Below are 15,924 nucleotides of genomic sequence, written 5' to 3'. Positions count from 1 at the left end.
GCTAACTTGAGTTAACAGTGAAGTATTCAATACATAAAATTAGTATTTTAAACATAAGGAAACCTCCATATGTCTGAAGTCAATAAAATTGACGTAGACGCGCTAGAAACACAAGAGTGGTTACAAGCTCTTGAATCGGTTGTGCGCGAAGAAGGTGTTGAACGAGCTCAGTTTTTACTTGAGCAAGTGTTAGAACAAGCCCGTTTAGACGGTGTTGATATGCCAACAGGCATTAACACAAACTACGTTAATACGATTCCGGTTGATCAAGAACCTGCCTACCCTGGTGATGTAAATCTTGAGCGCCGTATTCGTTCAATTATTCGCTGGAACGCGATTATGATTGTATTGCGTGCATCGAAAAAAGATCTCGACTTAGGCGGCCATATGGCGTCTTACCAATCGTCTGCTGCATTTTACGAAGTGTGTTTTAACCATTTCTTTAAAGCGCCAAATGATGTTGATGGTGGCGATTTAGTTTATTACCAAGGTCATATTTCTCCGGGTATTTATGCGCGTGCATTTGTTGAAGGGCGTTTAAGTGCTGAACAGCTTGATAATTTCCGTCAGGAAGTAGATGGTAAAGGCCTACCTTCTTACCCTCATCCTAAATTAATGCCTGAGTTTTGGCAGTTCCCAACGGTATCTATGGGTTTAGGTCCAATTTCTTCAATTTACCAAGCGCGCTTCTTAAAATACTTAGATGGCCGTGGCTTAAAAGACACTAAAAACCAACGTGTATATGCGTTTTTAGGTGATGGTGAAATGGATGAGCCAGAATCACGTGGTGCTATTTCTTTTGCTGCCCGTGAAAAGCTAGATAACCTATGTTACTTGATTAACTGTAACCTACAGCGCTTAGATGGCCCTGTAATGGGTAACGGTAAAATCATTCAAGAGCTAGAAGGCCTATTTAAAGGCGCTGGCTGGAATGTTATTAAACTTGTTTGGGGCAGCGGTTGGGATATTCTGCTTGCTAAAGACACCACAGGTAAATTACTACAGTTAATGAACGAAACTGTTGATGGTGATTACCAAACATATAAAGCAAAAGATGGCGCGTACGTACGTGAACATTTCTTTGGTCGTTACCCAGAAACAGCAGCACTTGTTGCTGATATGACAGATGAAGAAATTTTCGCCCTTAAGCGCGGTGGTCATGAGCCTTCAAAACTGTTTGCTGCATTTAAAAAAGCAGAAGAGACGAAAGGTCGTCCAACAGTAATCCTTGCTAAAACAGTAAAAGGTTACGGCATGGGTGAAGCAGCTGAAGGTAAAAACATTGCGCACCAAGTTAAGAAAATGGACATGTCGCATGTGGCTCACTTACGCTCTCGTTTAGGCTTAGATGATTTAGTATCTGAAGAGCAATTAAAAGAGCTGCCATACTTAGAGCTTGAAAAAGATTCTCCAGAGTACAAGTACCTTCATGCACGTCGTGAGGCGCTTCAAGGTTACACGCCAACACGTATTGCTAAGTTCTCTGAAAAGTTACAGTTACCAGAAGTAGATGCGTTCAAGCCATTACTTGAAGAGCAAAAACGTGATATTTCAACCACTATGGGCTTTGTACGTGCACTTAATATCTTATTAAAAGATAAAGGTATTGGTAAAAATATTGTGCCAATTATTGCCGATGAAGCACGTACTTTTGGTATGGAAGGTTTATTCCGTCAAATCGGTATTTACAACCCACATGGCCAAAATTACACCCCTCAAGACCGTGATATTGTTTCTTACTACAAAGAAGCAACTTCAGGACAAGTTCTACAAGAAGGGATTAACGAGCTAGGTGCAATGTCATCATGGGTTGCTGCTGCAACATCTTACAGCACCAACGACTTACCGATGATCCCATTCTACATTTACTATTCTATGTTTGGTTTCCAACGTGTTGGCGACATGGCATGGATGGCAGGGGATCAACAGGCACGTGGTTTCTTATTAGGTGCTACAGCGGGTCGTACAACGTTAAATGGCGAAGGCTTACAGCACGAAGATGGCCACAGCCACATTCTTGCAAACACGGTACCTAACTGTATTTCTTACGATCCTACTTATGCATTTGAAGTAGCGGTAATCGTGCAAGACGGTATTCGTCGTATGTACGGTGAAGAGCAAGAAAACATTTACTACTACCTAACGCTAATGAACGAAAACTACCATCAGCCAGCAATGCCAGAAGGCGCTGAAGAAGGTATTCGTAAAGGTATCTACAAGCTAGAAAGCTACGAAGGTAAAAAAGCCAACGTACAGCTATTAAGCTCAGGTACTATCATGACTGAAGTGCGTAAAGCTGCGGCAATTTTAAGCGAAGAGTTTGGTATTGCGTCTGATGTTTACTCAGTAACTTCATTCAATGAACTTACCCGTGATGGACAAGATGTTGAACGTTTCAACATGCTTAACCCAGAAAGCGAGCAAAAAACGCCATACATCACTAGCGTATTAAACGATTCAGTAACTGTTGCTGCAACGGATTACATGAAAAACTACGCAGAACAAGCGCGTTCATTTATTCCAAGCAATAACTACAAAGTATTGGGTACAGATGGTTACGGTCGTTCAGACAGCCGTGAAAACCTACGTCGTCACTTTGAAGTTAACGCAAGCTACGTGGTAGTTGCGACATTATCTGAACTTGCTAAACGTGGTGAAGTTGAAAAGTCAGTGGTTGTTGAAGCAATTAAAAAATTCAACATCGACACTAACAAACTAAATCCACTGTACGCATAAGAGGTTTGCAATGAGTATTGAAATTAAAGTACCTGATATCGGTGGCGATGAAGTAGAAGTAACCGAAATACTAGTGAGCGTTGGCGATAAAGTTGAAGTTGACCAATCACTATTAAGTGTTGAAGGTGATAAAGCTGCGATGGAAGTACCTGCTGAACAAGCCGGTACGGTAAAAGAAATTAAAGTAAATGTGGGTGACACTGTTACCACAGGCACTTTAGTGTTCATCTTTGAAGGTGAAGCGCAAGACTCTGCTGCTGACTCTAAAGAAGCTGAAAAAACCGATGAAGTAGCACCTGCTGCGTCATCGGCTTCATCAACTAAAGAAGTCACTGTGCCAGATATTGGTGATGACGAAGTTGAAGTAACTGAAATTATGGTTGCAGTTGGTGATAGCGTAGAAGAAGAGCAATCTATCTTAAACGTTGAAGGCGACAAAGCGGCAATGGAAGTACCAGCACCCTTTGCCGGTACAGTAAAAGAAATTAAAGTAAATACTGGTGACAAAGTGAAAACGGGTTCATTAGTATTTGTTTTTGAAGTGTCAGGTGGTGATAACCAAAGTGCCCCAGCAGCTGATTCAAAAGCACAAGAGAAGCCTGCTGAACAAACATCGGCATCAAGCACTAAAGAAGTTAGCGTGCCTGATATTGGTGATGACGAAGTTGAAGTAACAGAAGTGATGGTTGCGGTTGGCGATAGCGTAGAAGAAGAGCAATCTATCTTAAACGTTGAAGGCGACAAAGCAGCTATGGAAGTACCGGCGCCGTTTGCAGGTACTGTTAAAGAGATTAAAGTAGCGACTGGCGATAAAGTTAAAACTGGCTCATTGATTTTTGTATTTGAAGTGGCGGGTAGTGCACCAGCTGCAGCACCTGCAGAAAAATCAGCACCAGCGCCTAAAACAGAATCTAAGCCGGCAGCTCAGGCTGAGTCAAAACCAGCAGCATCATCTGCTAAAGCAAGCCCTGAAAGCTTTGAAAACAATAGCGCTTATGCACATGCATCGCCAGTGGTTCGCCGTTTAGCACGTGAGTTTGGTATTAACCTTGCCAACGTTAAAGGCACGGGCCGTAAAAACCGTGTTGTTAAAGAAGACGTGCAAAACTATGTTAAGCAACTGGTTAAGCAAGTTGAGTCTGGTCAAGTACCAGCAGCTAAAGGCAATGCGGGTGGCGGTGAGCTTGGTTTAATTCCATGGCCAAAAGTTGATTTTGCTAAGTTTGGTGAAATAGAAGAGAAAAAACTCTCTCGTATCCAAAAGCTGTCAGGTAAAAACTTACATCGTAACTGGGTGCAAATCCCACATGTTACCCAGTTTGATGAAGCGGATATCACGAGCCTTGAGCAGTTCCGTAAAGAGCAAAATGCCCTTAACGAGAAGAAAAAGCTGGGTGTTAAAATTACGCCACTCGTGTTTGTAATGAAAGCAGCAGCTAAAGCGCTTGCTGAGTTCCCGACATTTAACTCATCGCTTTCAGAGGATGGCGAAAGCTTAATCCTTAAAAAGTACATTAATATTGGTGTAGCGGTTGATACGCCAAATGGCTTAGTTGTACCAGTGTTTAAAGATGTTGATAAAAAAGGCATTATTGAACTATCTCGTGAACTAATGGAAGTATCTGTTAAAGCGCGTGATGGCAAGTTAAGTTCATCAGATATGCAAGGTGGTTGTTTTACTATTTCAAGCCTAGGTGGCATTGGCGGTACGGCATTTACGCCGATTGTGAATGCGCCTGAAGTGGCAATTTTAGGTGTGTCTAAATCTGAAATGAAGCCTAAGTGGAATGGTAAAGAGTTTGAGCCTAAGCTAATGGTTCCACTTTCAATGTCTTACGACCATAGAGTGATTGACGGTGCACTTGCTGCACGCTTTACTGTTACTCTTGCAAGTTACATGAGTGATATACGCCAGTTAGTGATGTGATCACTACAGAGTGAGTAAAATCAAATCCCAGCCAGTTGTTTTTAGCTGGGATTTTTATCATTTGCAATGATACAATATTTGCACAAATGCCCTTTTCTGCCTTGCAGAAACATGGCAGTTAAATTTTGGGGCTGTGTCCCGTTCAAACAATAAAGGTAATAGCATGAGCAACGAATTAAAAACTCAAGTTGTTGTACTAGGCGGTGGTCCTGGTGGTTACTCTGCGGCTTTTCGCGCTGCTGACTTGGGCTTAGAAGTTACATTAGTAGAATCTCGCGAGACATTAGGCGGTGTATGTCTTAATGTTGGTTGTATTCCTTCTAAAGCACTTTTACACGTAGCTAAAGTGATTGATGATGCTGCAGAAATGTCATCTCACGGCGTTACTTTTGGCGCACCAAAAATTGACTTAGATGAAGTTCGTTCTTGGAAAGATTCTGTTGTTGGCCAGCTTACAGGTGGCTTAGACGGCATGGCTAAAATGCGTAAAGTAAAAGTTGTATCTGGTTACGGTAAATTTACTGGTAGCAACACTTTAGATGTTGAAGGCGCTGACGGTAAAACAACCATTACCTTTGATAACGCAATTATTGCTGCGGGTTCTAAACCTGTAAACTTACCTTTCATCCCTGAGGATGATCGCGTTATTGATTCAACGGGCGCGCTAGAGCTTAAAGATGTTCCTGAAAAGCTACTTGTTTTAGGTGGTGGTATTATCGGTCTTGAAATGGGTACGGTTTACCGTGCACTAGGTTCTGCAATTGATGTTGTAGAATTTGCAGACCAACTTGTTCCTGCTGCTGATAAAGACATCATTAAAATTTACCAAAAGCATGTTAAAGACAAGTTTAATGTAATGCTTTCAACTAAAGTAACTGGCGTTGAAGCAAAAGACGACGGTTTATATGTTACGTTTGAAGGCAAAAATGCACCGGCAGAGCCAGTACGTTACGACAAAGTACTTGTTGCTGTAGGTCGTACACCAAATGGTAACATGTTAGACGCTGATAAAGCGGGTGTGAATGTTGATGAGCGTGGTTTTATTAACGTTGATAAGCAATTACGTACTAACGTAGAACATATTTTTGCGATTGGTGACTTAGTGGGTCAACCTATGCTTGCGCATAAAGCGGTTCATGAAGGCCATGTTGCAGCAGAAGTTATCTCTGGTCAAAAACATTACTTTGATCCTAAGTGTATTCCTTCAATTGCTTATACTGACCCTGAAATTGCATGGGCGGGTGTAACTGAAAAAGAAGCGAAAGAGCAAGGTTTAAGCATTGAAACAGCTGTATTCCCTTGGGCTGCATCGGGTCGTGCTATTGCTTCTTCACGTACCGAAGGTTCTACTAAGCTTATTTTTGATAAAGAAAGCGGCCGTATTATCGGTGGTGCTATGATTGGTATTAACGCAGGCGAAATGCTGGGCGAAATCGGTCTAGGTATTGAAATGGGTGCAGATGGTGAAGACCTAGCGCTAACAATTCATGCTCACCCAACATTGAACGAATCAATCGGCCTTGCTGCTGAAATTTTTGAAGGTTCAATCACTGATTTACCAAACAAAAAAGCAGTTAAAAAGAAGAAGTAATTTCTTTTAGTTAATCGCGATAAAAAACCCAAGCCTCGGCTTGGGTTTTTTGTTTTTATAGCCTCAGCGTTTAGCAAAAAATTGTTCTGTGTAGCGCAGCGTCTCTATGGTGCAAAAACAAAGACTAAAGCATGTCGAGCTGCGAGTGTCGGGCAACGGGCTTAAAACCCTAAATTAAACCTGCGTGAGATAAATTCACGCCTGCAATATAAAAGTTATGCTTGCAAAAAGCTCGGTGTTTTATTTTACTAGCGCCCGCAGCCCGCAGCCCGCAGCCCGCAGCCCGCAGCCCGCAGCCCGCAGCCCGCAGCCCGCAGATATCTATTTCCTTTTATTTTAGCTACAATGCGCAGCCATCAATTTATAGGTAATTAACCACAGTGACCCAGAGTTTAAAAAATTCAGTTTTAGCATTACGAGCTCAGCAAATAAGTGAATCTCGACGTGAGTTTAATGCCCGTGGTGGAAAAATGGATCGTTGTGATCAATGCTTAATTGCCAAGCATTACTGTATTTGTGAGGGCGCTGAGTACGCAAGCTGTAGCGCTGCAGTATGCTTACTTATGTATCACAATGAAAGTTTTAAACCGTCTAATACAGGGCGTTTAATTGCGGAAATAGTGCCTGATAATCATGCGTTTCGTTGGGATAGAACCTCCCCAGATCCTGCTTTATTAGCATTGTTGAATAATGATAAATATCAGCCTTTTGTGATTTTTCCGGCTGAAGATGTTGAAACTGATAGGGTGGTAACCCAGGTTGAAACGCATGCAGGTAAACAGCCATTGTTTATATTTTTAGATGGTACATGGCGAGAAGCTAAAAAAATGATTCGTAAGAGTCCTTATTTAGATAACTTACCTGTGCTTTCTATTACCGCAGAAAAACTCTCTGATTACCGATTACGTGTAGCGCCTCATGCTCATCAGTTAGGTACGGCAGAAGTGGCTATTATGGTATTAGCATTGGCTGGTGAAGTTGATGCGAGCACTAAATTAGAACAGCATTTTATTAAGTTTCGCGACGCTTATTTACTTGGTAAGCGTAACAAAGGCAGGCCGGAATAAAGTGCAGGGTATTAATACAAAAAAGCTGAATTTTACGCTTGAGTATAGCCTAAACATATATAATTTGGCTGACCGCTGACTTTCAGGCAAAAGAAAAGCGCGAACCATCTCTAGTCGCGCTTGCGGAATCTTCTAACTTTGTTGCATCCTGCAATTGAACCTAATCAACTCCAATTTTTACGATCCGTGTTATTACAATATTACTTTCTAGTTCTATGTAATATAGGCTATCCGGGCCTGTCTCCATAAATCCCTAAAACATCCTGTAAGGTAAAATCTATTACCAATCCTTATTGCACATCCGAGTGCATTCCCTTTGTTACCATTCCGTTGTGTTGCCCTAAGGGCCTGTCCTTCTTGTTCCCTATCCTTTATAAACAACTATTCCGATGTTGTTATCCATTATGCATCATCCTGATGCTATCCCTTGTGCAACAATCCATTGCGATACTCATCCTGAGCCTGTCCTTAAATCCCTGTTATCCTAAAAACCAAACCTTGGTATTCGAGTAGTTAATCCGTTTCCATTTACTCGGTAAGCGTCGTTGCTTATTTATGGGTTAATTATAGAGAGTGATTTGCAGTAAATGTAGGATAAAACCGCTTATGGTTTATGTTCTTACAAATGAAATATTTATAAATCACTTAAAATACAATGGCTTGCTATGTTTGTGGAGTGTTATGCAGAGTGTTTTTACTCATTTACTGCCATAAGCGTAAGAGATATCTTACAAGGGTTTTCTTTTTTGGGCGTATTTATCACTAAGTAATTATATAAAGTGTGCACTTTTTAGTTCATCGCGGTAAAATTAATGATAATAATTATTAGTCAGGTAAGAAAATATGAAAAAAACACTAGCGCTTGTCGTTGGACTAATTGTCTCAGCACCTGCTGTTGCAACCGATGTTGTGAATATTTACTCATTTAGACAACCTTTTTTAATTAAACCTATTTTAGATGATTTTACACAGCAAACAGGCATTAAAACTAATGTTGTGTTTGCTAAAAAAGGCTTAATAGAACGTGTTAAGCGTGAAGGCAAGCACAGCAAAGCAGATTTAGTATTAACCTCTAACTTTAGTGCGTTAATTCAGTTAGAAGAGCTAAAGCTAACGCAAACAATTGATAGTGAGCAGGTTAATAATAATGTGCCGGCTGCATTTCGTGATGGCGATGGTCAGTGGGTGGCGCTCACTAAGCGAGTGCGAAATGTTTACTCTTCAAAAGAGCGTTTAGGTCCATTACCTGAGCTGAGTTATGAAGATTTAGCCGAACCTGAATATAAAGGTCAAATTTGTACTCGCTCTGGTAAACACCCTTATAATTTAGGGTTAGTGGCTTCTATGATTGCTCATCATGGTGAAGTACAGACTAAAACATGGCTTGAGGGTGTAAAAGCGAATTTAGCGCGTAAGCCGCAGGGAAATGACCGTGCGCAAGTGAAAGCCGTTAAAGAAGGTTTATGTAATTTAGCTTTAGGTAACAGTTACTACTTAGGTAAAATGTTGCAAGATGAAGCGCAAAAACCGTGGGCAGATGCGGTTAATATTAATTTTCCAAACCAAACTAACCGTGGTTCGCATATTAACGTATCGGGTGCGGTAATTACTAAGTATGCTAAAAACCCTGAAAATGCCTTGAAACTTATAGAGTATATGACCGACAATAAGGCGCAAAATATGTATGCCTCGCTCAATATGGAGTACCCGGTCAAGCCAGGTGTTAAGCTTTCAAGTTTGGTTGCATCATGGGGAAGCTTTAAGGAAGACAGCTTACCGCTTGATGAAATTAGCAAATATCGTCCGTTAGCCCTTAAGCTAATTGATGAGGTGAAGTTCGATCTTTAATGACTTATAAATTTCAGCTGTCGAAGTGGCAGCTTATTGCGTGGTCGACAGGGTTATTACTGTCGACCCCGTTGTTTTTTCTGCTAGTAGAATCTTTACAAGGCGACTCAGAGGTATTTACTCACCTGTGGAATACCGTGCTGTGGGACTATATAAGTAATACCGTATTGCTGGTTTTAGGTGTAGGGTTACTTAGCTGTCTGATTGCGTTGCCACTGGGTTGGCTCACCGCTTATTGCCGTTTTCCTGGCAAACAACAGTTTGAATGGGCACTGATGCTGCCGCTTGCCATGCCTACCTATATTATTGCTTATGTGTACACGGATTTACTCGACTACGCGGGGCCGATACAAATAACACTAAGAGAATGGTTTGGTTGGCAATCACCCAATGATTACTGGTTTTTTGATATACGCACTTTGCCAGGGGCTATCATCATGATTGCGCTGGTACTCTACCCGTATTTATATTTAATTTTTAAAACCGCACTACGTGAACAATCCTTTAAATTAGTTCAAGCAAGCCAATTAATGGGATTAAGTGCATGGAAAAGCTTTTTTAAAGTAAGCTTGGTGCTTTCTCGTGGTGCTATTGTTGCTGCGCTGGCTTTGATCAGCATGGAAACCATGGCTGATTTTGCTACCGTTAGCTACTTTGCAGTCAGTACATTAACCACCGCAGTATACGATACTTGGTTTGGTTATTACTCATTAACTGCGGCAGCAAAAATTTCAGGGGTGATGTTGTTACTGCTATTCTTAGCATTGATCACCGAGCGTTTTAGCCGTCGTAACCAAGCTGTATTTGAACGTCAATCGAGTGTGAACAGTGAGGCACTTTATATTCTTAAAGGTAAGTCTGCATGGTTAGCAACGGGGTTTTGTAGCCTTATTTTAATAATCTCATTTATTATTCCCATGGTTGTTTTGCTCAAGTATGCAATCACGTATTTTGATCAAGCGTGGAGTAGTGAATTTTTTAGCTATGCATGGCAAAGTTTGAAAGTGGCCGCAGTAGTGAGTGTAGTGACTATTGTTTTGAGTGTTTTAGTGGTGTTTTATCAGCGCATTGCAAAACAAGCAAACCCACTTATACCTGGGCGCTTAGCAAGTACCGGGTATGCACTCCCTGGGACAGTATTAGCGATTGCTGTATTGTTGCCACTCACCCTATTAGAAAATACTATTAACCGCATTCTGACTCCTTATGATTTAGATATTGGTCTATTACTGACTGGCAGCTTACTCACTATTATTTTTGCTTATATAGTGCGGTTTTACGCCGTGGCTCATGGTGCTATAGAGTCGAGCTTTTCACGCATTAGCCCCTCGCTTGATATGGCAAGTCAGTCAATGGGGAAAAGCCAAGGCCACACATTACGCTTAGTGCATTTGCCTTTATTACGCCGAGGCTTATTAACCGCTGGTTTATTGGTATTTATTGAGTGTATGAAAGAGCTGCCCGCAGCCTTACTGCTAAGGCCTTTTGATTTTGAAAGTTTAGCTACGCACGTGTTTCAATATGTTAGCGATGAACAATTAGAGCTGGCCTCCATATCAGCTTTATTTATAGTGGTGGTAGGTTTTATTCCGTTATATTTTATTAATCGTTCAATGGAGCAACGTAGTTAAATGAGTAGTTTGATTTTACAAGGTGTGAGCTATGCATATAACGGGACTAAGGTTGTAGATGATTTAGACTTAACCTTAGGTAAAGACGAAATAGTGTGTTTACTCGGTGCCAGTGGCTGCGGCAAAACCACCACGCTTAAAGCCATTGCAGGGTTAATTGAAGCCAAACAAGGACAGGTATTTATTGATGGTAAGTTAGTCAGTGACGCCAATACGTTTGTGTCACCAGAGCATCGTAATATTGGCATGATGTTTCAAGACTACGCATTGTTCCCACATTTAACGGTGGCGAATAATATTGGCTTTGGTCTAAGCGGTATGAGCAAAACGGATAAACAGGCTCGCGTGGATGAAATGTTAAAACTTGTGCACTTGGTTGGCTGCGCAGATAGATATCCACATCAACTCTCAGGTGGTCAACAGCAGCGGGTAGCGATTGCGCGTGCATTAGCTTATAAACCCAGCTTACTATTGTTAGATGAGCCGTTTTCTAATATTGATACCCAAGTCCGATTTGAGTTAATCGCTGATATAAGACGTATTATTAAAGCTCAACAAGTGTCGGCAGTATTTGTTACTCACTCAAAAGAAGAGGCGTTTGCATTTTCAGATACACTTGCGGTTATGCACCAAGGTAAAATTGCGCAGCAAGGCACCCCAGAACAGCTTTTTGCTAAACCAAGTTCAAAGGAGGTTGCAGAATTTCTGGGTCAGGGCATATACTTAAGCGCAACTGCATTAACAGCCACTGAATATGAAACGCAGTTTGGTGTGGTTAAGTCAATACTGCCACAGCAACACGCAGTGGCTGAAAAGGGGGTTATTTATGTGCGTCCACACCAGCTTGAGCTTGCCACTAATAACAATAACGAGCTGCTGCAGTGTGAGTGCGTTACAATACTAAGTAGTCGTTTCATCGGCTCTGCCTATGTATACACTGTGGTTATTGCTGAACAAGAAATAGAAGTTGCAGCTCAGTATGGCCAGTCATTTGAAATTAATGAACAGGTTATAATAAAAATAAAACCGCACACTGTGAATTTTTTTGAATCGTAATTAATCACTGTGTTTTGCTCTAAAAAGTAAGGAATAACAATGGTGCAAGCGCAATCAGGGATTTGTGCTGAAGCAAACTTACACGGTTTGCACTTATTTTTTAATGTACTTGACGGTCACGACGAATCACTTCGCGCTAAGCTTAAAAAAGTGAGCGATATTGAAGATGAGTTTAGTGATCAGTTTTCTGAATCTATGCTTTCTTGCATGGTGGCAATTGGTGCGCAATATTGGCCACATATTTTACCTGACTTCATGCCAAGTGAGCTGCAAAGCTTTCCTAATATTACCCATAGCGACTTTGTTATGAGTGCAAGGCCATGTGATTTGTTTGTGCAAATCCGCTCAGACAGAGAAGACGTGAATCATTTGTTTGCACTACAAATACTCAAACTATTCACCCCTGATGTTGAGCTGGTGGAGCAAATTCGTAATTTTCGCTTTTTAGATGGCCGTGATTTTAATGGCTTTATTTATGCGGGCGATACCCCACATGGCCGTCAAAAGCGTGTAACGGCATTAATAAACAAACCGGATAGTTTTGAAGACCAAGGTAGTTACATTCATGTGCAGCGCTTCAAACATGACTTGAGCTTGTGGCAGCATTTGTCATTACATGAACAAGAGCAAATAATGGGTCGCACACGCCTTGATAATACCTTACTCAGCCCCGCACTTGAGAGCAGCCATGCGACCCGCAGTGAATTAAAAGATGACCAAGGTCAGGCACTGTTACTTAACCAAAGCATGCCTTATGGCGATGTGTATGAGCAAGGTATGTTAGTGATTACGTGCTCTGCTAAAGGGGATGCATTCGAAAAAGTGCTAACTAGCCGACTAGGGCAGGGAGAGAATTATGATCACTGGCTTGATTTTACTCAGGCGGATATGGGCTCTGCATTTTTTGCCCCCTCAGTACGATTTTTAAAGCAGTTATAACAATTACAAAACGGCTATGTATTATTCATAGCCGTCTTTATTACAGCGTTAGTGATTAAACCGTATCAAATAAAATACGAACACGCTCTAGTGTGAGGTCTATTTCTGAGATTTTAGCTGGTGCTATAAAAATAGTATCATCGCCGGCAATAGTGCCTAATACGCCATCAGCTTTGCCTAATGAGTCAAGTAAACGCGCAATGAGTTGAGCAGCTCCAGGGCTGGTGCGAATAATAATCATCATTTCGTTATGCATAATATCAATAACGAGCTGGCGCAACGGGCTCTTAGCGGTTGGTACCCCCATTTCAGCGGGTAAACAGTATACCATTTCTTGTTTTGCATTACGGGTGCGTACCGCGCCAAACTTACTTAACATTCGCGACACTTTACTCTGGCTAATATTATCAAAGCCTTGCTCTTTTAACGCATCAACTATTTCGCCTTGTGAGCCAAAGTTTTCTTCTTTTAAAAGTGCTTTAAAGGCTTTAACCAATGCTTCTTGTTTATCTTGTGGTTGCATAGTGTCTAATTAGTTATGTAATAGATACTGCAAATTCTACACAAAAATGCATAATTATGCAGCAGATGTTTGCTTAAGTTGCCATTTTGCTGCGTTTAAACAGCAAAGTTTACAACTATGGTCGAAAATATAGCTAAAATAAGCAGGATAAATTTGTTTTTAGTCGTTAATTTCTTTATCTTATGAACCACAAATATTTCCTACCTCAAATCACGGAGAATTCCAATGAAAGTTGCTGTATTAGGTGCTGCAGGCGGTATCGGTCAAGCGTTGTCTTTATTATTAAAAACAGGCTTACCAGCTGGCTCTGAATTATCACTATATGATGTTGCGCCAGTAGTTCCTGGTGTTGCTGTTGACCTTTCTCACATCCCAACAGATGTTAAAGTTGCAGGTTTTGGTGCAGACGATTTAGATAAGGCACTAACAGGCTGTGATATCGTTCTTATTCCAGCGGGTATGCCACGTAAGCCTGGTATGGATCGTGCTGATTTATTTAATGTTAACGCTGGTATCATCAAAACATTAGCAGAAGGCATTGTTGCTAACTGTCCTAAAGCGCTTGTGGGTATTATTACTAACCCAGTTAACGGTACTGTACCAATTGTTGCTGAAGTATTTAAAAAAGCAGGAACTTACGATGCTAAGCGTGTATTTGGTATTACAACACTCGATGTGATCCGTTCAGAAGCGTTCATTGCTGAGCTTAAAGGCGTTGACGTAGCAAGCGTTAAAGTTCCAGTAATTGGTGGTCACTCAGGTACAACTATTCTACCGTTACTTTCTCAAGTTGAAGGTGTTACTTTCACTGATGAAGAAGTGGCTGCACTGACTCCACGTATCCAAAATGCGGGTACTGAAGTAGTTAATGCTAAAGCGGGCGGTGGTTCTGCAACATTATCAATGGGTGCTGCTGCTGCACGTTTTTGTATGTCTTTAGTTAAAGGCTTACAAGGTGAAGACGTTGTAGATTATGCATACGTTGCTGTTGAAAATGGTGATGCAGAGTACTTCGCACATCCAGTACGTTTAGGTAAAAATGGCGTAGAAGAAATTCTTTCTTACGGCACACTAAGCGCATTTGAAGAGCAAGCAAAAAATGACATGCTTGAAACTCTGAAAAAAGACATTAAAGAAGGTGTTGATTTTATGGCGTAATAGCCAAAATTAACCCATAAAAAAAGCCTGCATTTGCAGGCTTTTTTATTGCTCGGAATTATCTACACAGTATAACTTAGTGGTCGCGATCAACCGCTATTCTAGCTAAGCTAATTAATGCTTGCTTGTAATTCGACTCAGCTAAGCAATCTAAACAAGCAATCGCTTTCTCTGCTTCTTGCTCTGCTTTTTGCATAGTGAACTCAAGGGCATTGGTATGTTTAAGTGCAGCGAGTATCTCATCTAGATGCGCCATACCATTACAGTGCTCTATTGCATCTCTTATTAACTGTGTTTGATGCTCGCTACCGTGTTTCATGGCATAAATTAGTGGTAATGTAGGTTTGCCTTCAGCTAAGTCATCACCAATGTTTTTACCCAGTTGGTCGGCATCGGCGTTGTAATCTAAAACATCATCCACCAACTGAAAAGCAGTGCCTAAATGCATACCGTACAAATTGAGTGCGTTTAATACACTGTCATCTTGCTCAGTTATAATGGCAGCTAGCCCGGTTGCAGCTTCAAATAACTTAGCGGTTTTAGAGTAAATAACCTGCATATAACTGGCTTCAGTAGTATCTGGGTCATTACAGTTCATTAATTGCAGCACTTCGCCTTCAGCAATAATATTGGTTGCATCGGCCAACACTTGCATTATCTGCATTTTACCAAGGCCTACCATTAGCTGAAACGAGCGAGTATAAATAAAGTCTCCCACGAGGACACTTGCGGCATTACCAAACTCGGCATTTGCTGTGGGTGTGCCACGGCGCAAGTTAGATTCATCTACCACATCGTCATGTAAAAGCGTTGCGGTATGAATAAATTCAATAATTGTTGCTAGCGTAATGTGATCTTTGCCTTGGTAACCTAGCGCTTTAGCCGCCAAAATAGCTAACATGGGGCGAACACGTTTGCCACCGCTGTTAACAATATACAAACCAAGTTGATTAACTAACGCCACATCTGAGCGCATTTGCGCATGTATTAGTTGATTGACGTCATTCATATCGCTTTCGATTAACGCCTGGATAGCTTTTATATCCATTGATCTCCGAGCCAATTTTAATGTGTGAACGGCGCAGATTGTACAACAAAAAACGCATCAGCTCGATATTTTGTGATGATTCCTTAAAAAAACACCCTTAAGTAGGTTAAATGACCTATTAACTAGCTGAATAAATGATTAAACGGCGTGGTTTAATTTTGAATCACCCCTGGCGGTTAATTGAACTACATGGGCTTGCTTTGTTATTACAAATTTATTTTCTGTAACCGTTAAAAAGCGCTTGGCAAAGGGGGATTTTCATATAAAATAGGGGAAATATTGAATTGCCCTCAATGTAGCTACTTTTTATTCATTTAATTATAAAAATAGGCTTGCTAGTTATTTCGCGTTAGCGTAAACTTCGCGCCCTATCGAAGAATATTTTAGTTGCGCCGATTTG

The 15,924-nt window shown here is 41.1% G+C and carries 11 protein-coding genes; 9 read left to right on the top strand and 2 right to left on the bottom strand.

The window, feature by feature from the left end:
• Nucleotides 1-69: 69 nt before the first annotated feature.
• The 8 genes from aceE (at nt 70) to FHG08_RS01400 (ending at nt 12,795) form a co-directional block, all read left to right on the top strand.
• Entirely contained in the window at nt 70-2,736 is a 2,667-nt protein-coding gene (gene aceE / locus FHG08_RS01435; protein ID WP_064663819.1) for a pyruvate dehydrogenase (acetyl-transferring), homodimeric type, read from the top strand.
• A 10-nt stretch (nt 2,737-2,746) separates the two neighbouring features.
• A complete protein-coding gene (gene aceF, locus FHG08_RS01430) occupies nt 2,747-4,663 on the top strand; it encodes a pyruvate dehydrogenase complex dihydrolipoyllysine-residue acetyltransferase (protein ID WP_178956615.1) in 1,917 nt (638 codons plus the stop codon).
• A 163-nt stretch (nt 4,664-4,826) separates the two neighbouring features.
• A complete protein-coding gene (gene lpdA, locus FHG08_RS01425) occupies nt 4,827-6,254 on the top strand; it encodes a dihydrolipoyl dehydrogenase (protein WP_008114944.1) in 1,428 nt (475 codons plus the stop codon).
• A gap of 380 nt (nt 6,255-6,634) precedes the next feature.
• Nucleotides 6,635-7,321, top strand: a complete 687-nt coding sequence (locus FHG08_RS01420) for a tRNA-uridine aminocarboxypropyltransferase (protein WP_178956614.1) — start codon at nt 6,635-6,637, stop codon at nt 7,319-7,321.
• 843 nt (nt 7,322-8,164) lie between these two features.
• Nucleotides 8,165-9,169, top strand: a complete 1,005-nt coding sequence (locus FHG08_RS01415; RefSeq protein WP_178956613.1) for a Fe(3+) ABC transporter substrate-binding protein — start codon at nt 8,165-8,167, stop codon at nt 9,167-9,169.
• Nucleotides 9,169-10,800: an iron ABC transporter permease gene (locus FHG08_RS01410; protein ID WP_178956612.1), complete on the top strand. Its 1,632-nt coding sequence runs from the start codon at nt 9,169-9,171 to the stop codon at nt 10,798-10,800. The genes FHG08_RS01415 and FHG08_RS01410 overlap by 1 nt, the downstream gene beginning before the upstream one ends.
• Nucleotides 10,801-11,856: an ABC transporter ATP-binding protein gene (locus FHG08_RS01405; protein ID WP_138764888.1), complete on the top strand. Its 1,056-nt coding sequence runs from the start codon at nt 10,801-10,803 to the stop codon at nt 11,854-11,856. It begins immediately after the preceding gene.
• Between the two features lie 39 nt (nt 11,857-11,895).
• The gene (locus tag FHG08_RS01400) at nt 11,896-12,795 is read left to right on the top strand and encodes a Dyp-type peroxidase (protein ID WP_138764887.1); all 900 of its coding nucleotides are present in this window, start codon (nt 11,896-11,898) and stop codon (nt 12,793-12,795) included.
• A gap of 55 nt (nt 12,796-12,850) precedes the next feature.
• Here FHG08_RS01400 and argR read toward each other — a convergent pair whose 3' ends face one another.
• Nucleotides 12,851-13,318, bottom strand: coding sequence for a transcriptional regulator ArgR (gene argR, locus FHG08_RS01395; RefSeq protein WP_008466460.1), 468 nt, complete (start codon nt 13,316-13,318; stop codon nt 12,851-12,853).
• 225 nt (nt 13,319-13,543) lie between these two features.
• Between argR and mdh the strand changes: the two genes are divergently transcribed.
• Nucleotides 13,544-14,476, top strand: a complete 933-nt coding sequence (gene mdh, locus FHG08_RS01390) for a malate dehydrogenase (protein WP_008466462.1) — start codon at nt 13,544-13,546, stop codon at nt 14,474-14,476.
• 76 nt (nt 14,477-14,552) lie between these two features.
• Here mdh and ispB read toward each other — a convergent pair whose 3' ends face one another.
• Entirely contained in the window at nt 14,553-15,524 is a 972-nt protein-coding gene (gene ispB / locus FHG08_RS01385; RefSeq protein ID WP_138764886.1) for an octaprenyl diphosphate synthase, read from the bottom strand.
• Between the last annotated feature and the right edge of the window lie 400 nt (nt 15,525-15,924).

Source organism: Pseudoalteromonas sp. Scap03, from assembly GCF_013393115.1.
Lineage (GTDB): Bacteria > Pseudomonadota > Gammaproteobacteria > Enterobacterales > Alteromonadaceae > Pseudoalteromonas.
Note: the sequence above shows the minus strand (reverse complement) of the source record. Positions and strands in the feature narration are given on the sequence as shown.

What these genes read in the sequence shown, in the direction of transcription:
- FHG08_RS01415 (WP_178956613.1), top strand. Translation starts at nt 8,165, where the DNA reads ATGAAAAAAACACTAGCGCTTGTCGTTGGACTAATTGTCTCAGCACCT.
- FHG08_RS01410 (WP_178956612.1), top strand. Translation starts at nt 9,169, where the DNA reads ATGACTTATAAATTTCAGCTGTCGAAGTGGCAGCTTATTGCGTGGTCG.
- ispB (WP_138764886.1), bottom strand. Translation starts at nt 15,524, where the DNA reads ATGGATATAAAAGCTATCCAGGCGTTAATCGAAAGCGATATGAATGAC.
- aceF (WP_178956615.1), top strand. Translation starts at nt 2,747, where the DNA reads ATGAGTATTGAAATTAAAGTACCTGATATCGGTGGCGATGAAGTAGAA.
- FHG08_RS01405 (WP_138764888.1), top strand. Translation starts at nt 10,801, where the DNA reads ATGAGTAGTTTGATTTTACAAGGTGTGAGCTATGCATATAACGGGACT.
- FHG08_RS01400 (WP_138764887.1), top strand. Translation starts at nt 11,896, where the DNA reads ATGGTGCAAGCGCAATCAGGGATTTGTGCTGAAGCAAACTTACACGGT.
- mdh (WP_008466462.1), top strand. Translation starts at nt 13,544, where the DNA reads ATGAAAGTTGCTGTATTAGGTGCTGCAGGCGGTATCGGTCAAGCGTTG.
- lpdA (WP_008114944.1), top strand. Translation starts at nt 4,827, where the DNA reads ATGAGCAACGAATTAAAAACTCAAGTTGTTGTACTAGGCGGTGGTCCT.
- argR (WP_008466460.1), bottom strand. Translation starts at nt 13,318, where the DNA reads ATGCAACCACAAGATAAACAAGAAGCATTGGTTAAAGCCTTTAAAGCA.
- aceE (WP_064663819.1), top strand. Translation starts at nt 70, where the DNA reads ATGTCTGAAGTCAATAAAATTGACGTAGACGCGCTAGAAACACAAGAG.